The sequence below is a fragment of the Roseomonas sp. E05 genome (assembly GCF_030063475.1).
Taxonomy (GTDB): domain Bacteria; phylum Pseudomonadota; class Alphaproteobacteria; order Acetobacterales; family Acetobacteraceae; genus Pseudoroseomonas.
Genome location: NZ_JASIRT010000010.1, coordinates 115,028 through 133,455 on the forward strand (window position 1 = coordinate 115,028; position 18,428 = coordinate 133,455).

An 18,428-nucleotide genomic window follows, 5' to 3' on the forward strand; every position below is an offset into this window, starting at 1 on the left:
CCGCGAGAGGATCTTCCATGTCACGCCGCCGTGCCGCCACGCCCCCGCCCGAAGCCGAGGCACCGCAGGACCGTCACTTCGTCACCGCCCTGGCGCGCGGCCTGCAGGTTCTCGGCTGCTTCCGCCAGGGCGAGCCGCTGCTCGGCAACCAGGAGATCGCCGCGCGCACCGGGCTGCCGAAATCCACCGTCTCCCGCCTCACCCACACGCTGACCGAACTGGGCTACCTGCACTACGTTCCGGATCTCGGCCGCTATCGGCTGGGCATGGCGGTGCTGTCGCTCGGCCGTGCCATGCTGGGCGGGCTCGATATCCGACGTGTCGCGCGGCCGCTGCTGGAGCAACTCGCGGTGGAGACGCACAGCGTCGTCGCGCTGGGCACGCGGGACCGGATGCGGATGGTCTATCTGGAGGTGGCGCGGGGCAATGCCGCGATCGCGGTGAACCTGGAGACGGGCTCGCGCATCTCCCTGCTCAGCAGCGCCATGGGGCGGGCCTGGCTGGCGACCTGCGCCCCGGAGATGCGGGCGGCGGTGCTGCGGCAATGGGCGGGGGCGCAGGCGGAGCGCGCCGCGGCGGTGGCGGAGCGCGCCCTGGCCGAGCAGCGCGACTACGGCTGCTGCTGCTCGTTCGGCGACTGGCAGCCGGACGTGAACGCCATCGCGCTCGGCTTCGATCCCGGCGGCGGGCTGCCGCCGATGGTCGTCAACTGCGGCGCGCCCTCCTTCCTGGTCAGCCCGGAATACCTGCTGCAGGAGGTCCGGCCGCGCCTGGCCGCCGTGGTGCGGCGGCTGGAGCACAGCCTGGGCCTGGCCGGCATGGCGCCGGCTTCCTAGGCTGCCCTGCGGTCACCGGGCAGGGGAGGGCGGCTTCGGCGGCAGGGCGCGGCCGCCGGGCTCACGCTGGCTCACCGCTCCCGGCACCTCCAGCAGCTTCTGCTGGCGGGCTGTCTCCGCCGCGCCCAGGCGCATGGCGGCGGCATTGTCGGTTCCACGGCTTGGGATGAGGGATATGACAGGCAAGCGAAGTCTCCTCCAGCAGAGCGATCAGCCTCTGGCCGACCGCGCCTTGAGAAGCACTTCACGTCAGTGATGGTTTGATGATTCCACCATCACGTGTGCGAGATGGGACGAATGCGCGCCGCCCGGGAGCGGGGCGGGGAAGCACGGAGCCTGCCGTTGCCCTGGTCCGGCACCTGCCGACCGACATGCCGCCGGGCCACTGCTACGGCCGGCTGGACCTGCCGCCCGGCCGCGGGGCCGATCCTGCACCCGTGCTGGCAGCGCTGGGGGGCTTCCCGGCGGCACGGCTGATCAGCAGTCCGGCCCGGCGCTGCCGGGCGCTGGCGGAGGCGATCGGCGCCGCGCGGAGCCTGCCGGTGGTGCTCGACGCGCGCCTGCGGGAGCTGGATTTCGGCGCCTGGGAGGGGCTGGCCTGGGAAACCGTGCCGCGTGCCGCTCTGGATGCCTGGGCGGCCGATCCCTGGGGCTTCGCGCCGCCGGAGGGCGAGAGCGGTGCCGCGCTGGTGGCGCGGGTGCGGGCCGTCCATGCGGAGATCGGCACCGGAACGGTGGTCGTGGCGCATGGCGGCCCCCTGAAGGTGCTGGCGGCGCTGCTGGAAGAGCGGGCCGTGGATCTGCTGGCGCCCGCGCAGCCGATGGGCTCGGTTCATGTGGTGAGGGCGGCGAGTCCCTGAACGAACGGAAGAAGATGGGGGTTCGGGGAATTCCTTCCCCCGGCCTTTGTTCTTCAGCGCCATGCCACCAGGGCGCTGAGCGCGGCGCATTCCGCGATGACGGCGCAGGCGCCGAGCACGTCGCCGGTCTGGCCGCCGATCTGCGCCCGCGCCAGCGCCGTGAGCCCCGCTGCGCCGGCCAGGGCCGAGGCCAGGGCCAGCAGGGCCGCTCCGGCCGGCAGCAGCAGGCCCGCCAGCACCGCGGCGAGGACGGGTGCGGCCAGGGCGGCGCCCAGGGGCGGCCGGCCCAGCCCGGCGGCGAGGCCGTCGCGTCGCGCCGGGGGAAGGGTCAGCAGCGGCAGGAGCATCGCCGCGCGGGCCAGGGCGCCAGTGGCGATCATCGCCGGCAGGGGGGCCGCGAGTTCGGCCAGCGCACCGCCGCGCAGGGTAAGCGCAAGCACCAGGGCGAGGGCGCCGAAGCTGCCGATGCGGCTGTCGCGCATGATCTCCAGCTTGCGGGGGCGGTCGCGGCCGCCGCCGAAGCCGTCGGCGGTGTCGGCCAGCCCGTCCTCGTGCAGGGCGCCGCTGGCCAGCAGCATCACGGCCAGTGCCCATGGGGCGGCGAGGCCGGGCGGCAGGCCGGTGGCGGTGAGCAGGGCCTGCGTGCCGCCGCCGAGCGCGCCCACCACGGCGCCCGCGAGCGGCCAGGCCCAGGCGGCGCGGGCATGGCCGGCGGCGTCGGCGGGCTGCGGCAGGAAGCCGACCGGCAGGCGGGTGAGCAGGCCGAAGGCGGCGGCCAGCTCGGCCAGCCGGGCGCGCAGCATCAGGTGCGGTCCGCCACGCCGGCCTCGGCGAAGGTGGCCATCCCCGCGTGGCAGGCCAGCGCCGCCCGCAGCAGCGGCACCGCCAGCGTGGCGCCGGAGGCCTCGCCGAGGCGCAGGCCGAGGTCGAGCAGCGCCTCCTGCTCCAGGGCGGCGAGCAGGCGCCGATGCCCCGCCTCGGCGGAGACATGGCCGACCCGGGCATGCTCCAGCCCGCCGGGGGCGAGGCGCGCCAGCGGGGCGGCGGCGGCGGTGCCGGTGAAGCCGTCGAGCAGCACGGGAATGCCGCACCGGCGGGCCTCCAGCGTGGCGCCGAGGATGGCCGCCAGCTCGCGCCCGCCGAGGCGGCGCGCGGCCTCCAGCGGGTCCTGCCGCGCCTCGGGGTGGCGGGCGAGGGCGGCATCCACCGCCGCCTGCTTGCGGGAGAGCCCGGCGCCGTCCACGCCGGTGCCGCGCCCGGCCCAGTCGGCGCCGCCGCCGCCGAACAGCGCGGCGGCCAGGGCGGCGCCGGCGGTGGTGTTGGCGATGCCCATCTCGCCCAGGCAGAGCAGGTCGGCCTCCGGCGTCACCGCCGCCGCGCCGGTGGCGAGGGCATCGAGGAACTCGGCTTCCGTCATGGCGGCGGCCTCGGTGAAGTCGGCGGTGGGGCGGTCGAGCGCCAGCGGCACGACGCGCAGCGTGGCCCCGGCGAGCGCGGCGAGCTGGTTGATGGCCGCGCCCCCGGCGGCGAAGTTGGCCACCATCTGGGCCGTGACCTCCGCCGGATAGGGCGAGACGCCGCGCGCCGCGACGCCGTGGTTGCCGGCGAAGACCAGCACCTGCACCCGCTCCAGCCGCGGCATCGCCCGCCGCTGCCAGCGCGCCAGCCAGGCCACCAGCGCCTCCAGCCGGCCGAGGCTGCCGGGGGGCTTGGTGAGCAGCACCTGCCGCGCCTCGGCCGCGGCGGCGGCGGCCGCGTCGCCGGCCGGCGGGGCGAGGGCGGCGGCGCGGACGGCGGCGAGGCTGGAGAAGTCAGGCATCAGCGATCCTGCAGGGCGATGGCATGGAAGAAGCTGCCGCTGACCAAGCCGCGCCGCCCGCCGGACGGTCCGAGCGGCTGGCCGTTGGCGTCGGCGAGCTCGGCCAGCGGCGCGTCGGTGCCGGGCTCGGTCACGCGGGCATAGTGGAACTCGTGGCCGCGCAGCACGGCGCCCGCCGGGCCGAGCACCCCATCGGCCAGCAACCGGGCCTCGCGGTAGCCGAGATGCATCTTCCGCTTGGCGAAGCTGGTGGCGTGGCCGAGCAGCCCGGCCATGGCGTGGCGGGTGCCCTGGGCGTCCTCCAGCCCTTCGCCCAGCACCATGTAGCCGCCGCACTCGCCATGCACCGGCGCGCGCGCGGCGAAGCGGCGCAGCCCGCCGAGGAAGCGGCTGGCGGCGGCGAGGGGACCGGCATGCAGCTCGGGATAGCCGCCGGGCAGCCAGCAGGCGTCGCAGGCGGGCGGTGGCGGCTCGTCGGCGAGCGGCGAGAAGGGGTGCAGCGTGGCCCCGGCGTGCCGCCAGCCCGCCACCACATGCGGATAGAGGAAGCTGAAGGCGGCATCCTCGGCGACCGCGATGCGCTGGCCCGGCGGTGGCAGGGCGAGACCGCGTCCCGGTGGCTCGGCGGGAGGTGCGCCGGCGGCATGGGCGAGGACGGCGTCCAGGTCGAGATGCGCCTCGGCGAGGTCGGCCAGCCGCTCCAGCAGGGCGGGCAGCCTGCCCAGCTCACGGGCCTGCACCAGCCCGAGATGCCGCTCCGGCAGCGTGACGCCGGAGTCGCGCGGCAGGGCGCCGAGCACGGGCAGGCCGGTGGCGGCGATGGCTTCCGCCGCGCCGCGCCGGTGGCGCTCGCTGCCCACCCGGTTCAGCACCACCCCCGCCACCCGCACCGCCGGGTGGTGGGTGGCGAAGCCGCGCGCCACCGCCGCCGCCGATTGCGACTGGCCCGAGACGTCCAGCACCAGCAGCACCGGCCAGCCGAAGCGGGCGGCGAGGTCGGCGGCGCTGCCCTGGCGGCCCGGGACGGGCCCGGCGCCGTCGAACAGGCCCATGGCGGATTCGACGAGCAGGACGTCCTGCCCGGCCGCCGCCCCGGCGGCGACGGCGCCGAGCAGGGCGCCGGGCATCGCCCAGCTGTCGAGATTCGGACTCGGCCGGCCGCAGGCCGCGGCGTGGAAGGCGGGATCGATGTAGTCGGGGCCGGACTTGGCGGCGGCCACGGCCAGGCCGCGCCGGCGCAGCGCGGCCAGCAGGGCCAGCGTCACCGTGCTCTTGCCGGCGCCGGAGCGCGGCGCGCCGATCATCAGCCCGCGGCCCGCCATGCTTCCCTCCGCTCCGGGCATCCGCCGCCGCCCTCCCCATCTGCCTCGCCCGGGATGCGTTAGCACAGTTGGCGCGCAGGGGGAGGCGCAGGGGGAGGCGGAGGGGGAGGCGGAGGGCCCGAGGCGGAACGAAGATGACGCCTGAGCAATCCGGGATAAGGGGCTGATTTGCTGCGGATGCAAACTGCGCCGAGGTTGATCGTTACCCTTGCTCTGCGCCGGGGCGGCACGGTATTCAGCGGCGGGCATTAACGCGCCGGTAGCCAAGGGGCCATACGGCCAGAGGCGTCGGCGCCTTCCTGCCCGACCAGCAGAATCCGCATTTCCGCAGCCAGTCCGCGGCACCACCGCGCGCAGTACACGATCGGAGAGAGGGGCATGGTTCAGCGCCACCTGCTTCCTGAGACGCGTTCCGCCCAACCCAGCCGCCTTGCCCGTGGCGCCCGCCGCGGGCTCGCCGGGCTGCTGATGCTCAGCACGCTCTGCGCGTCCACCGGCGCCTTTGCCGCGCCCTTCCGCTGCACCTCCGAGGAGCAGCAGAAGATGTTCGAGCTGTCGGCGCTGAAGACCGAGCTGATGGTGGTCGCCACCACCTGCCGGAATGAAGACGCCTACAACGCCTTCATCACCCGCTACCGGCCGGTGCTCAGCAGCAACGACCACTCGGTGATCCAGCACTTCACCAGCCGCGACCGCCGCGCCGGGCAGAAGGCGAACGACACCTTCATCACCAACCTGGCCAATGCCCGCGCGCAGGAGGCGAACCGAGTCGGCGCCGACTATTGCGCGCGCAACGCCCAGCTCTTCAAGGAAGTGATGTCCCTTCCCAGCGCCACTGAGCTGGCTCCCTACGCGGCCGCGAAGGATCTGCTGCCTGCCTCGATGGGCAGCTGTGTCCCCGCCGCCGCTCCCGCCGCCCCTGCCAAGGCGGCGCGCACCCCCATCCGCAAGGCTTCCCGTTGATGCGTCATGCCTTGCTCTGGGCGTCGCTGGCCGTGCCGGCGCTGCTCGCCGCCTGCGCTAAGCCTGAAACGCCGGTCGTGCAGTCCACCCGCCCGGTCTATGCCATCGACATGATGGGCGCCGCCAAGCTCTGCACCGTCCCCGACGACCCGAAGCTGGTGGACGCGCAGCAGACCGAAGTGGCGATGACCGTCGGCAATGACGGCGGCTGGTGCGGCGTGAAGGTCTCCCGCCCAGGCCCGGCGCCCTTCGACGCCGGCCTGCTGGTCGGTCGCCCGGAGCATGGCCGCGTGCAGGTGCACGCGGTCGGCGACTGGACCCGCGTGGACTATACGCCGGACCCGGGCTTCGTCGGCACGGATGCCTTCACCGTGCGCCTGCTGCCGGGCTCCACCACCCTGCGCGTCAACGCCACGGTGCAGGGCGTGGCGCAGCCGGTGGCGGCGGCCGCGCCGGTGGTGACGCCGCGGGTGACCGCGCCGACGCCGGCCAGCACCAGCAGCAAGCCGGCCGCGAGCAAGACGACGACGCAGCGCAAGCGCTGAGCGACAGGTCCGGGGGAGGAAGCCTTCCCCCGGACCCCGGCATCACTCGGGCATCAGGCGCCGCCGCACCGGCACCACGCCGCCGATCGCCACCACCGCCGGAGCCTCCAGCCCGGCGCGGCGTACCGCCTCCGCCACCTCCGCGAGCGTCGAGACCAGCACCCGCTGGCGTGGCGTCGTCGCCTCCGCCACCACGGCGACCGGCGTCTCCGCCGCGAGGCCGCCGGCGAGCAGGGCGGCGGTGATCGCCTCCAGGCGGCGCATCGCCATGTAGAGCACCAGCGGCTGGCCGAGCCGCGCCAGCGCCGCCCAGTCCAGCGCCTCGGCCGCGCCCTCCGCCGCATGGCCGGTGGCCAGCACCACGGCCTGGTTCACGCCGCGCTGGGTCGCGGGGATGCCGGCGGCCGCCAGCCCGGCCAGGCCGGCGGTCAGCCCGGGCACCACGCGGAAGGGAATGCGGGCCTCGGCCAGCGCCAGCGCCTCCTCGCCGCCGCGGCCGAAGACATAGGGGTCGCCGCCCTTCAGGCGGACCACGCGGCGGCCGGCGCGGGCCTGCGCGATCAGCGCGGCGGTGATGTCGGCCTGCCGTGCCGAGGGGCGGCCGCCGCGCTTGCCCATGTCGAGCCGCTCGGCGCCCTCGGGGGCGAGGGCGAGGATGCGCGGGTCCACCAGCTCGTCATGCACCAGCGTCTCGGCCTGGGCGAGGCCGGCGACGGCATCCAGCGTGAGCTGGCCCGGGTCGCCCGGCCCGGCGCCGACCAGCCACACATGCCCGGCCTCCAGCACCGGGGCGGGGCGGCCGAGCAGGGCCTCCAGGGCGGCCAGCCGGTTCATCGCGCCCCCGCATGACAGAGCGTGGCGCCGGCGCTAGTGAGGAGGGCGTGTCGCGACAGGATGAACCGCTTCGCCGGGGCTGGACCACCGGCGCCTGCGCCACGGCGGCGGCGAAGGCCGCCTATGCCGCGCTGCGGACGGGCGCCTTCCCCGATCCCGTGACCATCACCCTGCCGCGCGGCGAGCAGCCGGCCTTCGCGCTGGCCGAGCACGCGCTGCTGCCGGATGGGGCGGCGATGGCGGCCATCGTGAAGGATGCCGGGGACGACCCGGACGTGACGCATGGGGCGCTGATCCGCGTGGCGGTGCGGCTTTTGCCGCGGGGCAGCGGCGTTGCCTTCGCCGCCGGGGAGGGGGTGGGCACCGTCACGCTCCCCGGCCTGCCGCTGCCGCCGGGCGAGCCGGCCATCAACCCGGCGCCGCGCGCGATGATCCGCGCCGCGCTGGCGGAGGTCGCCGGCGGGGAGCCCGATGCGCGGGTGGAGGTCAGCATCCCCGGCGGCGAGCGGATCGCGCAGCGCACCATGAACCCGCGGCTCGGCATCCTGGGCGGGCTGTCCATCCTCGGCACCACGGGGGTGGTGGTGCCCTATTCCTGCGCGGCCTGGATCCACTCGATCCAGCGCGGCATCGACGTGGCGCGGGCGCTGGGGCTGGTGCATGTGGCGGGCGCCACCGGCAGCACCTCGGAGGCCGCGATCGCCCGGCTGGACGGGCTGCCGGAGCAGGCGCTGATCGACATGGGCGACTTCGTCGGCGGCATGCTGAAGTATCTGCGGGCGCATCCGGTGCCGCGCGTGACCGTCGCCGGCGGGCTGGCCAAGCTGACCAAGCTGGCGCAGGGGCGGCTGGACCTGCATTCCCGCCGGGGCGGGGTGGACCTGCCGGCGCTCGCTGAGCTGGCGCGCGACCTCGGGGCGGGCGAGGCGCTGGCCGGGGAGATCGCCGGGGCCAATACGGCGCTGGAGGCCTTCACCCTCGCGGCGCAGGCGGGGATTGCGCTGCCCGATGCGGTGGCGCGGCGTGCCCGGGCGGTGGCGCAGGGCGTGGTCGAGGGGTCGCCCGTGGCGGTGGATGTGGCGCTGTTCGGCCGTGACGGTACGCTGCTGGCACGCGCCTGAACGGCTCCCCGGCAGACGGAAAAAAGAAGGGTCAAACCTATAGGCTTGACCGGGGGAATCCATTCCCCCGATCTTTTCCCTCATGGCCGGAACCGCCGCTGATACGCCGCGCTGTAGAGGGCGCTGTCCCGGAACTCCCCCGCCGTCAGTGCCGGCCCGACCAGGATCAGCGCCGTGCGTTCCGCCGGCTCGGCGGCGAGCTTCGCCACGATATCCCCGAGCGTGCCGCGCAGGATGCGCTCATCCGGCCAGGAGGCGCGCACCACGATGGCCACGGGGCAGCCGGCGCCATAGAGCGGGGTGAGGCTTTCGACGATCCGCCCCAGGGCGTGGACCGCCAGATGGATGGCGAGGGTGGCGCCGGTGGCGCCGAAGGCCTCCAGCGTCTCGCCCGGCGGCATGGCCGAGGCGCGGCCGGAGACGCGCGTCAGCACCACGCTCTGCGCCACTCCCGGCACCGTCAGCTCGCGCCCGAGCGCGGCGGCGGCGGCGGCGAAGGAGGGGACGCCCGGCGTCAGGGTATAGGGGATGCCGTGGCGCTCCAGGCGCCGGATCTGCTCGGCAACGGCCGACCAGACGGAGAGGTCGCCGGAATGCAGCCGCGCCACGTCCTGCCCGGCCCGATGGGCGTGGAGGTATTCGGCCTCGATGGCGTCGAGGTCGAGCGGGGCGGTGTCCACCAGCCGGGCGCCGGGCGGGCAGTGCGCCAGCAGGGCGGGCGGCACGATGGAGCCGGCATAGAGGCAGACCGGGCAGGCGGCCAGCAGGTCCCGCCCGCGCAGGGTGATGAGGTCCGGCGCGCCGGGGCCGGCGCCGATGAAATGCACGGTCATGCGTTTGGTCCTGCCGAGAGGGCGCAGGTGACGCCCTCGGCGGTGATGCGCGGCAGCACCAGCGCACCGCCCGCCGCCAGGGCGCAGCCCTCGGCGACGGAGGCGATGCCGGTGGTGCGCAGGGCCGCTTCGGAGCGGGTGGGGCAGCGGTCCTGCACGGCAAGCAGCGCGGCGTGGTCGAGGAAGACGAGCTCCACGCCGAGGGCGGATGCCGCCTCGGCAAGGGCGGGAAGGTCACGGCGGAAGGCGGGGGCGGCGAGGCGGCCGACGCGCAGGCCGGACAGCGTCTCGGCGCGGCGGACCAGGGCGGCGATCGCTTCCGCGGAGGCCGAAGGGCGCAGGCCGATGCCCGCCGTGGCCAGGGGAGCGCCGCCCCCCTGGACCCCCCGCCGGGGAGACAGGGTCTCCCCGGACCCCGCCACCGGCTTTTCCACGGCGTATTGCGTCACCGTCATCGCGGGGCGATAGCCGTGGAAGCCGCCGATGCGGTCCAGGCGCTCGATGCCGATCCGCGTCAGGCTGCCACCCCAGCGGGACTGGGCGGCGATGAGGGCGGCCTCGGTCTCCAGGGTCACGGCATTGGCCACGAGGCGGCCGCCGGGGCGCAGCGCCGTCCAGGCGGCGTCCAGCACGCCCTCGCCGCTGGCGCCGCCGCCGAGAAACACCGCGTCCGGCGCGGGAAGGCCGGCAAGGCCCTCCGGTGCGGCCGACGGCACCACCCGCAGCCCGGGCACCCCCAGCGCCAGCGCGTTGCGGGCGGCGCGGGCGGCACGATCCGCCCGCGGTTCCAGGCCGATGGCGCGGTTGGCGGGGTGACGCAGCATCCACTCGACCGCCACCGAACCGCTGCCGCAGCCGATGTCCCAGAGCAGTTCGCCCTGGCGCGGGGCGAGCGCCGCCAGCGTGATGGCCCGCACTTCCCGCTTGGTGATCTGGCCGTCCTGCTCGAAGCAATCCTCGGGCAGGCCCGGGGTGAGCGGGATGGCCCTGGCGCCGGGGCCGGGGATGACCTCCAGCGCCAGCAGGTTCAGCGGGTCAGGGGCGAGGCCGAAGGCCTCGGCGGTGGTCGTGCGGTGGCGGGCGCGGGGACCGCCCAGGGCTTCCAGCAGATGGAGCCGCGTCGGGCCGAAACCGTACCGCGTGAGCAGCGCGGCGACAGCGGCGGGGGTGGTGGCATCCGCGGAAAGGGCCAGCAGGCGCGCGCCGGGCTGCAGCAGCGGGAGAAGCGGCTCCAGCGGGCGGCCGCAGAAGGAGAGCGTGGTGCAATCCTGCATCGCCCAGCCCAGCCGGGCGCAGGCCAGGGCGAAGGCGGAGGGCGCAGGGAGGCAGAGCAGCTCCCCGGGCGGGATGTGCCGGGCCAGGGTGGCGCCGATGCCGAAGCAGAAGGGGTCGCCCGAGGCCAGCACCGCCGTCGGCTGGCCGCGCCGGGCGAGCAGGGCGGGGAGACCGTCCAGCATCGGGCTGGGCCAGGGAAGCGCGGTGCCGCGGATCAGCGGCGCGGCGAGCGCCAGGTGCCGCTGGCCGCCGAACACCGTCCCGGCGGCCGCGAGCAGCGTGGCGGCGGCGGGGGAGAGGCCCTCGACGCCGTCCTCGCCGATGCCCAGGATGGAAAGCCAGGGAGCGCTCATCGTGGGGGAATATGCGGGTTCTGCTGCTCGGGGGAACAACGGAAGGCGCCGCGCTGGCCCGCGCCCTGGCGGGGAATTCCCGCGTCCGGGCGAGGCTGTCCCTCGCCGGGGCCACCCGCGCGCCGCGCCCGCAGCCGCTGCCGACGCGGATCGGCGGCTTCGGCGGGGTGGCGGGGCTGGTGGAGTACCTGCGGGCGGAGTGCATCGGCGCGGTGGTGGACGCGACGCATCCCTTCGCCGCGCAGATGACGCGCCACGCCGCCGAGGCCGCCGGGCGATGTGGCCTGCCCCTGCTGCGGGTGGACCGGCCGGCCTGGCTGCCGCAGCCAGGCGACAACTGGGCCGAATTCCCCGACATGACCTCGCTCGCGGCGGCGCTGGGCGCCGCGCCGCGCCGGGTGCTGCTGACGGTGGGGCAGAAGGAGCTGGCGCCGTTCCGCGCCGCGCCCTGGCACCATTACGTCATCCGCAGCGTGGATCCGCCCGCTGCCGATGTCCTGCCGCCGGACGCCGAGGTGCTGACCGCCACCGGCCCCTTCGCGCTGGAGGACGAGCGCGCGCTGCTGCGGCGCCACCGCATCGGGCTGCTGGTGACGAAGAATTCGGGCGGCGCGGCGACGGCCGCCAAGCTGACCGCGGCACGGGAGATGGGCTTGCCCGTGCGGCTGCTGGCGCGGCCGCCGGCGCCGGAGGGGCTGGCGCGCGTGCCGGATGTCGCCGGGGCGCTCGGCTGGCTTCATGCGCTGCTCGCCGAACGAGGCGTGTAGAGCCAGGGGCATGTGCCCTCCCGCGCGAGGGTGCGGGTGGCGGCGGAGCCGATCAGGACCAGGGTGCGCATGTCGGCGAGCGCCGGGTCGGCCCCGGCGAGGGGGCGGAGTTCGATGCGCTCCTCCGGACGGCTGACGGCGGTGGCGAAGGCCACGGGGGTTTCGCCGGGCAGGAGGGTGCGCAGCAGTTCGAAGGCGCGGCCGAGCTGCCAGGGACGGGCGCGCGAGATCGGGTTGTAGAGCGCGATGACGAAACCGGCGCCGGCGGCGGCGGCCAGGCGCTGCTCGACCAGCGGCCAGGGCTTCAGGTTGTCGGAGAGCGAGATGGCGCAGAAGTCGTGGCCGAGCGGCGCGCCGAGGCGTGCGGCGGCGGCGAACATGGCGGAAATGCCGGGCAGCACGGCGATGTCCAGCGCGCGCCACTGCGTGGGGCCGTGTTCCAGCGCCTCGAAAATGGCGCTGGCCATGGCGAAGACGCCGGCATCGCCGGAGGAGACCACCGCGACGCGGGCGCCGGCCTCAGCCATCGCCAGCGCGTGGCGGGCGCGCTCCAGCTCCTGGCGGTTGTCGGTGGCGTGGCGGCGCTGCTCCGGGCGGGCGGCGACGCGGGCGACATAGGGGCCATAGCCGACGAGGTCGGTGGCGGCGGCGAGGGCCGTCTCGGCCTCGGGGGTGCGCAGGTCGGCGTCACCCGGGCCAAGGCCGACGATGCGCAGCCAGCCGCTCATCGCTGCCCCTGCCGGCCCTGGATCAGCACCAGGGAAAAGTAGGGGGCGGGGCTGTCGTCGCGCTCGGCCAGGGGGAGGATGACCTCGCCGGGCATGGTGCCGCGCTCGGCATAGACGGCGCGGTCGGTGAGGCCGAGCTCGGCCAGCACGGCGCGCAGCTTGGGCAGGTTGCGGCCGAGCTTCATCACCACGGCGGCGTCGCAGCGGCGCAGGGCCTCGGCGAGATCCTCGGCCGGCATGGTGGCGGGGAGGACGGCGAGGATGTCGTCGCCGTGGACCATCGGCAGGCCGGCGCGGGACCAGCAGCCGGCCATGGCGGTGATGCCGGGCGTGATCTCGACGGGGTGCGCCGCGCGCAGCCGGTCGAAAAGGTACATGGCCGAGCCGTAGAGGAAGGGGTCGCCCTCGCAGAGCAGGGCGACGTCGCGGCCGGCGGTGAGGTGATCGGCGATGCGGCTGGCGCAGGTGTCGTAGAAGGCGCCCATCCCGGCGGGGTAGCGCGGGTCCTCCACCGGGAGATCGGTGGTGAAGGGATATTCGAAGCGCAGTTCCTCGGCGGCCGGGTTGAGGTGCGGCGTGGCGATGCTGCGGGCATTGCCCGTGCGGCCGCGCTTGGCGAAGCAGGCGAAGACCGGGGCGGCGGCGAGGATTCGGGCGGCGCGGAGGGTGATCAGTTCCGGATCGCCCGGCCCGACGCCGAGGATGTGCAGCATGCCGGTCATGCCGGGAAAAGGTCGGGGGAATGAATTCCCCCAAACCCCCTTCTTCTTTCTTCGAGTTTGCCGCGCTGCCGGTCGGGGCCATCTCCAACTGACAAAAAGAAGATGGGGGTCTGGGGGAATTCATTCCCCCAGCCTTTCTTCTGCATCACTCGCGCTCCGTGGCAAGGGCGTTGACGGCGGCCACGGCCATGGCGCTGCCGCCCTGGCGGCCTTCGACGATCATCCAGGGCACACGGTTGTCGGCGGCGAGGGTTTCCTTGGATTCAGCCGCGCCGACGAAGCCCACGGGCATGCCGATGACGGCGGCGGGGGGCGGGGCGCCGGCGTCGAGCAGTTCGAGCAGGTGGAACAGTGCGGTGGGCGCGTTGCCGATGGCGACCAGGGCGCCGCCGAGCTTCTCGCCCCAGAGGTCGAGCGCGGCGGCGGAGCGGGTATTGCCGATGGCGCGGGCGCGTTCCGGCACGCCAGGGGCATCGAGGGTGCAGAGGACTTCGTTCTCCGCGGGCAGGCGGGCGCGGGTGATGCCGTGCGCGACCATCTTGGAATCGCAGAGGATGGGGGCGCCGCGCTTCAGGGCCGCCTCGGCGGCGGCGGTGAAGCCGGGGGCGAAGCGGATATGGCGGGCCACCTCCACCAGCCCGCAGGCATGGATGACGCGGACGGCGACGCGCGCCTCGGCGGGGGTGAAGCGCGCAAGGTCGGCCTCCGCCCGGATGGTGGCGAAGGACTTCTCGTAGATCGCCGCGCCGTCGCGGATGTAGTCGTAGGGGCCGCTCATGCTTCTTCCAGTTCCGCCGCTGCCTCGGCCAGGGTCAGCCCGGCGCGGGCGGGCGGGTCGCCGGCGCGGCCCTGGCGGATGAGGGCGTAGCGCCCCTCCGCCTCGGCCACGAGGGTGACGGCCGCCGGGGCCGGATGCGCGCAGCCTTTGGCGCAACCGGAGAGATGCAGCAAGCCCGTGGATGGCAGCGCGCCCCTGCCGAGCAGCGCGGCGGCGTCGGCGCGGGTATCGGCCAGGCCGCTGCCGCAGCCCTGGGCGCCGGGGCAGGCGCGCAGGCGCAGGCGCGGGTCGGCGGGATCGGCGATCAGGCCGGTGGCGGCGGCGAGGAGGGGCGCGGGATCCGTCACGCCGGGCAGCAGGAGGGCGCGCCAGGGGGTGAGGCGGAGGGTGGCGTCGCCATGGCGTTCGGCGAGGTCGGCCAGATGCGCCAGCATCGCGGCGGGAAGCGCGCCGAAGGGGATGCCGAGGCCGAGGGCGGCGCTCCCGCCCAGCGGATGCAGGCCGATGGGCTGCGGCGAGGGGGGGAGGGCGGGCGCGGGTCCGGCGCGCAGGCCCGCCGCCGCGAAGAGGGCGGCGGCACCCGTTGCTTTCACCGCATCACGCATCCGGCGGGCGCCGGGGACGGCCAGGAAGCTGCGCAACAGCGCGCCGATGGCGGCGGGCGTGGCGCCGGGCGCGTGGAGGTCGGCGCCGGAAAGGTGGAGCGCGGCCCCGGAGAGGGTGAGGCGGAGGGTCAGGTCGGCCTCGACGCCGTGCAGCGGCAGGGCGCCGCCGCCGTCCAGCAGCAGGCCGAATTTCGGGGGCAGGACAGCAAGGGCTTCGTCGGCCAGGAGGCTTTCCAGGGCAGCGAGCCAGGCGGTGGCCGTGTCCGGGATGGCGGGGTCGGCGCCGAGCAGGGGCGGGGCGATGATGCTGCGGCGACGCTCCGCGCCAGGGTCCGGGTCGGCGAGGCCGGCATCCAGCATGGCCTCCGCGAAGGGCACGACCGTCTCCGGGCGCAGGCCGCGGATCTGGATGTTGGCGCGGTTGGTCAGGTCGAGCCAGCCGTTGCCGTGGCGGAGAGCGGCTTCGGCCAGGGCGCGGGCCTGGGCGGCGGAAAGGCACGCGGCATGCGGCTTCACGCGCAGCAGCAACCCGTCGCCGGAGGCCATGGGCTCGAAGAGGGTGGGGCACCAGCCGCGAATGCTCATGGCGCGAAAAGGCCGGGGGAAGGAATTCCCCCGGACCCCCATCTTTTTTCTGTCTGATAAAAAGAAAGAAGAGGATCGAACGTGTACGTTCGATGGGGAGAATTCTTTCTCCCCAGTGTCCGAGGCCGGGCCTTCATGGCGTGTCGTTCCGGCGGGGCCGCCAGAGGCCGCGCGCGCGCGCCTCGGCGAAGCGGGCGCGCATGGCCTCCAGGGCGGCGGGATTGTTGACCTGGAGAAAGGCGCATACGGCGGGGTCGCCCAGCGTGGCGTCGAACAGGAGATCGAACTGCGGGTCGAGCCGTTCGGGCAGGGTGGCGGCGAAGGCGTGCAGGCCCTCCAGGGCGCGGGCGATCTCGCCGGCGCCGCGATGGCCGTGGCGCATCATGCCGGCGATCCAGGCCGGGTTGGCGGCGCGGGCCCGCACCACGCGGGCGACCTCCTCGGCGAGGCCGCGCAGGCGGGGGGCGTCGGGGGTGGTGGTGTCGGCGTGGTAGAGGGCGGGAGTGGCGCCGAGCGCCGCGGCGGCGGCCGCGAAGCCGCCTTCGTGCGCGGCGTAGTCGGGGCTGTCGAGCAGATCGGTCTCGGCGTGGTCCTGGCTGTGCAGGAAGGCCTCGGCGGCGGTGACGCGGGCGGCCAGGGCGTCGCGGTCCGGCGTGCCTTCGAGGCCGTGCCCATAGGCGGCGGCGGAGGCGTCGAGCCAGGCGGCGCCGAGTTCGTCGCGATTGTTCCAGGCGCCGCGGCCGATGCGGTCCTCAAGGCCGGTGCCGTAGCTGCCGGGGGCCGCGCCGAAGATGCGGGCGGTGGCGCGGCGCAGGGCATCCCCAGTGAGGTTCTGCGCGGCGGCGGCGAGGGGGTTCCAGTTGGGCGCTTCGTCATCGCGGGCGGCGATGGCGCGCACGGCGCTGTCGAACAGGGCGATCTGCGCCGGGAAGGCGTCACGGAACAGGCCGGAGATGCGCAGGGTGACGTCCACGCGCGGGCGGTCGAGCAGCGCGAGGGGGAGGATTTCCACACCCGTGACGCGGGCGGAGCCTTCGTCCCAGACCGGGCGCGCGCCGAGCAGGACCAGGGCGAGGGCCAGGTCCTCGCCGCCGGTGCGCATGGTGGCGCTGCCCCAGAGGTCGAGCACCAGGGATCGCGGCCAGTCGCCCTGCTCCTGGCGGTGGCGGCGGAGCAGTTCCTCGGCGGCCTTCTCGGCCAAAGTGAGGGCGGAGCGGGTGGGCACGCCGCGCGGGTCGATGCTGTAGAGGTTGCGGCCGGTGGGCAGCACGTCGGCGCGGCCGCGCGTGGGGGCGCCCGCCGGGCCGGGCTGGATGAAGCGGCCGTCCAGCGCGGCCAGCAGCGCGGCGCGCTCGGCGGGGGCGGCGGCGTCGAGCCGGCCGGCGTCGAAGTGCGGCGCGGCGCGGGTGAGGGCGGCGAGCAGGGCGGCACGGCGCTCCGGTGCGGGGGCGCGGCCGAAGACATGCAGCCCGTCGCGGATCTGCATCTCCTTGACGTCGCAGAGCCAGGCATCGAGGCGGGCGAGGGCGTCCTCCTCCGGCAGGTCGCGCGGGATATGGCCCTCGGCGAGCAGGCCGGTCTCCTCGGCGCGGTCGAGGATGGCACGGCGGAGCAGGGCGGTGCGGCGGCGGTCCAGCCCGTCGGCGGCGGCGTATTCGTCGATCAGGCGCTCCAGTTCGAGCGCGGCGCCGTGCTGGCCGGCGGACTTCAGCGGCGGCGTCAGGTGGCCGAGGGTGACGGCGCCGAGCCGTCGCTTGGCCACGGCCGCCTCGCCGGGGTTGTTGGCGATGAAGGGATAGACCACGGGCAAACCGCGCAGCAGCGCCGCCGGGGCGCAGGCAGCGGCGAGAGCGGTCGCCTTGCCGGGCAGCCATTCCAGCGTGCCATGCGTGCCGAGATGGACCAGGGCATGGGCGCCGAAGCCCTCGCGCAGCCAGAGATAGAAGGCGAGATAGGCGTGGCGCGGCGGCGTGTCGGGGTCGTGGTAGCCGGCGCGGCGGTCGAGTGCGCTGCCGCGATCGGGCTGCACGGCGAGGAGGATGTTGCCGAAGCGAAGATGGCGCAGGGTGAAGGCGCCCCCCTGGCAGGCCGGGTCCTGCTCCGGGGCACCCCAGGCGGCGGTGACGGCCTCGCGGAGCGGCGTCGGGAGGGCGGCGAAGCGGGTGCGGTACTCCGCCAGCGGCAGGAAAGGTGTCGCCGGGCCTTGGGTCAGGGCGCGGGCGAGCGCCGCCGCGTCGGGCAGCGGCGCATCGAGTTGGTAGCCGGCACCGGCGAGGTCCTCCAGCAGCGCGGCAAGGCTGGCGAAACTGTCGAGACCGACGGCGTGGCCGGCCTGCCCCCCGGCGGCGGGGTAGTCGGAGAGCAGCACGGCAATGTGCCGCTCCACCGCCGGGGTGGCGGCGAGGCGTGCCCATCCGGCGGTGTGGTCGGCGGCCAGTGCGGTGCCCTCCGCATCGGGTGCCAGGATGGTGCGGGCGAAGTCCAGGCCGGGGATCGGCGCCGCCTCCTGCTTGAAGCCGATGGCGGCGGTGAGCAGGCGGCCATCCAGTTCGGGCAGCACCACCTGCATGGCGAGGTCGCTCTGGGAGAGGCCGCGCGTCGAGGCGACCCAGGCCGTGCGCGGGTTGCCGGAGAGGAGGAGTTGCAGCACCGGCGCCCCGGCGGCATCCAGCGGCGAGGCGTCGGCCTGCCGGGCGGAGAAGGCGGTGGCGTTCAGCACCACGGCGGGACGCCAGGCGGCGAGGCGTTCCGCGACGAAGCGGGCGCAGGCGGCGTCCTTCAGGCTGGCGGCGAAAAGGCCGCGCACGCGCAGGCCGCGCGCCCGCAGCGCCTCGGCCATGGCGAGCATCGGGGCGGTGTCGCCGGCCAGCAGGTGCGAGCGGTAGAAGACCAGCACCGCCTGCGGGTGGGCTTGCTCGGCGCCCAGTGCGTGCTCGCCGCAGGCGGGGAGGGGGCGGGGCGGCGGGGCGTCGTCGGGGGCGAGGCCGGCGAGATGCGCGGCGAGGCGCAGGGCGCTGCCCAGGTTCTCCGGGCCGCCTTCGCACATGCAGGCGTCGAGGCGGGCGTAAGCCTCGGGCGGGATGGTGGAGAGGGCGGCCAACTGCGGGTCGGCGCGGCCGTCGCCGGGAAGGAGGGCGAGCGGGATGCCCTCCCGGCGGCAGAGGGCGGCCACTTCCTCGGCGCCGTAGCGCCAGTATTCCAGCCCGCCGAGCAGGCGGATGACCACGCAGCGGGCGTGGGCCAGCACCTCCTCGGCATAGAGGTCCACCGACAGGGGGTGGCGGAGCTGGGACAGGTTGGCCAGGCGCAGGGAGGGGCGGGGAAGCGGCAGGACCTCCCAGGCGGTGGCGGCGGCACCGAGGTCGCTGTCGGTGAAGGACAGCAGCACGAGGTCGGCCGGGGCATGGCCGAGATCGACCGCCGCCGCATCCTCCTCCAGGCTTCGCGTTTCCTGCCGCAGCAGATGCAAGGTCTGTCTCCCG

Annotated in this window: 18 protein-coding genes and 1 pseudogene; 6 read left to right on the plus strand and 13 right to left on the minus strand. The window is 75.4% G+C overall.

Translation table 11 applies throughout. From position 1 onward, the window contains the following. Positions 1 to 17: 17 nt before the first annotated feature. On the plus strand, positions 18 to 836 hold the full coding sequence (locus tag QMO56_RS12650) for an IclR family transcriptional regulator (RefSeq protein WP_283526204.1): 819 nt from the start codon (positions 18 to 20) through the stop codon (positions 834 to 836). A gap of 12 nt (positions 837 to 848) precedes the next feature. On the opposite strand, the gene QMO56_RS12655 is transcribed toward QMO56_RS12650, so the two are convergent. Then, positions 849 to 1,022 carry a hypothetical protein gene (locus QMO56_RS12655; RefSeq protein ID WP_283526205.1) on the minus strand — a complete coding sequence of 58 codons (174 nt, stop codon included), beginning with the start codon at positions 1,020 to 1,022 and terminating at the stop codon, positions 849 to 851. A gap of 185 nt (positions 1,023 to 1,207) precedes the next feature. On the opposite strand from QMO56_RS12655, the gene QMO56_RS12660 reads away from it, so the two are divergent. Continuing rightward, positions 1,208 to 1,696: a histidine phosphatase family protein gene (locus QMO56_RS12660; RefSeq protein WP_283526207.1), complete on the plus strand. Its 489-nt coding sequence runs from the start codon at positions 1,208 to 1,210 to the stop codon at positions 1,694 to 1,696. 53 nt (positions 1,697 to 1,749) lie between these two features. Here the strand turns inward: QMO56_RS12660 and QMO56_RS12665 are convergent, their stop codons facing one another. Genes QMO56_RS12665 through QMO56_RS12675 form a run of 3 tightly spaced genes read right to left on the minus strand, consistent with a single transcriptional unit; the run spans position 1,750 to position 4,837 of the window. Further along, positions 1,750 to 2,499 carry an adenosylcobinamide-GDP ribazoletransferase gene (locus tag QMO56_RS12665; protein WP_349362353.1) on the minus strand — a complete coding sequence of 250 codons (750 nt, stop codon included), beginning with the start codon at positions 2,497 to 2,499 and terminating at the stop codon, positions 1,750 to 1,752. Continuing rightward, positions 2,499 to 3,515 (minus strand): nicotinate-nucleotide--dimethylbenzimidazole phosphoribosyltransferase, encoded by a 1,017-nt coding sequence (gene cobT, locus QMO56_RS12670; RefSeq protein WP_283526208.1) that lies wholly within the window; start codon positions 3,513 to 3,515, stop codon positions 2,499 to 2,501. The genes QMO56_RS12665 and cobT overlap by 1 nt, the downstream gene beginning before the upstream one ends. Further along, complete coding sequence (locus QMO56_RS12675; RefSeq protein WP_283526210.1) at positions 3,515 to 4,837, minus strand: cobyrinate a,c-diamide synthase; 1,323 nt, start codon at positions 4,835 to 4,837, stop codon at positions 3,515 to 3,517. Before QMO56_RS12675 ends, cobT begins: the two co-directional genes overlap by 1 nt. Before the next feature lie 378 nt (positions 4,838 to 5,215). On the opposite strand from QMO56_RS12675, the gene QMO56_RS12680 reads away from it, so the two are divergent. Continuing rightward, on the plus strand, positions 5,216 to 5,800 hold the full coding sequence (locus QMO56_RS12680; protein ID WP_283526212.1) for a hypothetical protein: 585 nt from the start codon (positions 5,216 to 5,218) through the stop codon (positions 5,798 to 5,800). Further along, entirely contained in the window at positions 5,800 to 6,345 is a 546-nt protein-coding gene (locus tag QMO56_RS12685) for an Ig-like domain-containing protein (RefSeq protein WP_283526214.1), read from the plus strand. Before QMO56_RS12680 ends, QMO56_RS12685 begins: the two co-directional genes overlap by 1 nt. Before the next feature lie 42 nt (positions 6,346 to 6,387). On the opposite strand, the gene cobA is transcribed toward QMO56_RS12685, so the two are convergent. Further along, positions 6,388 to 7,179: a uroporphyrinogen-III C-methyltransferase gene (gene cobA, locus QMO56_RS12690; protein ID WP_283526216.1), complete on the minus strand. Its 792-nt coding sequence runs from the start codon at positions 7,177 to 7,179 to the stop codon at positions 6,388 to 6,390. Between the two features lie 47 nt (positions 7,180 to 7,226). Here cobA and QMO56_RS12695 point away from each other — a divergent pair, with 47 nt between their 5' ends. Beyond that, positions 7,227 to 8,300, plus strand: coding sequence for a cobalt-precorrin-5B (C(1))-methyltransferase (locus QMO56_RS12695; RefSeq protein WP_408906526.1), 1,074 nt, complete (start codon positions 7,227 to 7,229; stop codon positions 8,298 to 8,300). Positions 8,301 to 8,380: 80 nt separating this feature from the next. Here QMO56_RS12695 and cobM read toward each other — a convergent pair whose 3' ends face one another. The 3 genes and pseudogenes from cobM to cbiE form a co-directional block, all read right to left on the minus strand. Beyond that, entirely contained in the window at positions 8,381 to 9,133 is a 753-nt protein-coding gene (gene cobM / locus QMO56_RS12700) for a precorrin-4 C(11)-methyltransferase (RefSeq protein ID WP_283526219.1), read from the minus strand. Continuing rightward, complete coding sequence (locus QMO56_RS12705) at positions 9,130 to 9,567, minus strand: cobalamin biosynthesis protein (protein ID WP_408906527.1); 438 nt, start codon at positions 9,565 to 9,567, stop codon at positions 9,130 to 9,132. The genes cobM and QMO56_RS12705 overlap by 4 nt, the downstream gene beginning before the upstream one ends. After that, positions 9,550 to 10,761, minus strand: a pseudogene (gene cbiE / locus QMO56_RS12710) (precorrin-6y C5,15-methyltransferase (decarboxylating) subunit CbiE); the annotation flags it as partial. The gene QMO56_RS12705 and the pseudogene cbiE, both read right to left, overlap by 18 nt. A gap of 11 nt (positions 10,762 to 10,772) precedes the next feature. Here cbiE and QMO56_RS12715 point away from each other — a divergent pair. After that, positions 10,773 to 11,528: a cobalt-precorrin-6A reductase gene (locus tag QMO56_RS12715; RefSeq protein WP_283526220.1), complete on the plus strand. Its 756-nt coding sequence runs from the start codon at positions 10,773 to 10,775 to the stop codon at positions 11,526 to 11,528. Here the strand turns inward: QMO56_RS12715 and cobJ are convergent. The 5 genes from cobJ to cobN all read right to left on the minus strand — a co-directional run bounded on the left by cobJ (position 11,498) and on the right by cobN (position 18,415). After that, a complete protein-coding gene (gene cobJ / locus QMO56_RS12720) occupies positions 11,498 to 12,256 on the minus strand; it encodes a precorrin-3B C(17)-methyltransferase (RefSeq protein WP_283526222.1) in 759 nt (252 codons plus the stop codon). The genes QMO56_RS12715 and cobJ overlap by 31 nt on opposite strands. Continuing rightward, on the minus strand, positions 12,253 to 12,978 hold the full coding sequence (locus QMO56_RS12725) for a precorrin-2 C(20)-methyltransferase (RefSeq protein ID WP_283526224.1): 726 nt from the start codon (positions 12,976 to 12,978) through the stop codon (positions 12,253 to 12,255). Before QMO56_RS12725 ends, cobJ begins: the two co-directional genes overlap by 4 nt. A 145-nt stretch (positions 12,979 to 13,123) precedes the next feature. Continuing rightward, positions 13,124 to 13,756, minus strand: a complete 633-nt coding sequence (locus tag QMO56_RS12730; protein WP_283526226.1) for a precorrin-8X methylmutase — start codon at positions 13,754 to 13,756, stop codon at positions 13,124 to 13,126. Then, on the minus strand, positions 13,753 to 14,946 hold the full coding sequence (gene cobG, locus QMO56_RS12735; protein ID WP_283526228.1) for a precorrin-3B synthase: 1,194 nt from the start codon (positions 14,944 to 14,946) through the stop codon (positions 13,753 to 13,755). Before cobG ends, QMO56_RS12730 begins: the two co-directional genes overlap by 4 nt. 133 nt (positions 14,947 to 15,079) lie before the next feature. After that, positions 15,080 to 18,415, minus strand: coding sequence for a cobaltochelatase subunit CobN (gene cobN / locus QMO56_RS12740; RefSeq protein WP_283526230.1), 3,336 nt, complete (start codon positions 18,413 to 18,415; stop codon positions 15,080 to 15,082). Between the last annotated feature and the right edge of the window lie 13 nt (positions 18,416 to 18,428).

Coding starts and splice junctions, on each gene's coding strand:
- QMO56_RS12650 (WP_283526204.1), top strand. CDS start 18: ATGTCACGCCGCCGTGCCGCCACGCCCCCGCCCGAAGCCGAGGCACCG.
- QMO56_RS12660 (WP_283526207.1), top strand. CDS start 1,208: ATGCCGCCGGGCCACTGCTACGGCCGGCTGGACCTGCCGCCCGGCCGC.
- QMO56_RS12665 (WP_349362353.1), bottom strand. CDS start 2,499: ATGCTGCGCGCCCGGCTGGCCGAGCTGGCCGCCGCCTTCGGCCTGCTC.
- cobT (WP_283526208.1), bottom strand. CDS start 3,515: ATGCCTGACTTCTCCAGCCTCGCCGCCGTCCGCGCCGCCGCCCTCGCC.
- QMO56_RS12675 (WP_283526210.1), bottom strand. CDS start 4,837: ATGGCGGGCCGCGGGCTGATGATCGGCGCGCCGCGCTCCGGCGCCGGC.
- QMO56_RS12680 (WP_283526212.1), top strand. CDS start 5,216: ATGGTTCAGCGCCACCTGCTTCCTGAGACGCGTTCCGCCCAACCCAGC.
- QMO56_RS12685 (WP_283526214.1), top strand. CDS start 5,800: ATGCGTCATGCCTTGCTCTGGGCGTCGCTGGCCGTGCCGGCGCTGCTC.
- cobA (WP_283526216.1), bottom strand. CDS start 7,179: ATGAACCGGCTGGCCGCCCTGGAGGCCCTGCTCGGCCGCCCCGCCCCG.
- cobM (WP_283526219.1), bottom strand. CDS start 9,133: ATGACCGTGCATTTCATCGGCGCCGGCCCCGGCGCGCCGGACCTCATC.
- QMO56_RS12715 (WP_283526220.1), top strand. CDS start 10,773: ATGCGGGTTCTGCTGCTCGGGGGAACAACGGAAGGCGCCGCGCTGGCC.
- cobJ (WP_283526222.1), bottom strand. CDS start 12,256: ATGAGCGGCTGGCTGCGCATCGTCGGCCTTGGCCCGGGTGACGCCGAC.
- QMO56_RS12725 (WP_283526224.1), bottom strand. CDS start 12,978: ATGACCGGCATGCTGCACATCCTCGGCGTCGGGCCGGGCGATCCGGAA.
- QMO56_RS12730 (WP_283526226.1), bottom strand. CDS start 13,756: ATGAGCGGCCCCTACGACTACATCCGCGACGGCGCGGCGATCTACGAG.
- cobG (WP_283526228.1), bottom strand. CDS start 14,946: ATGAGCATTCGCGGCTGGTGCCCCACCCTCTTCGAGCCCATGGCCTCC.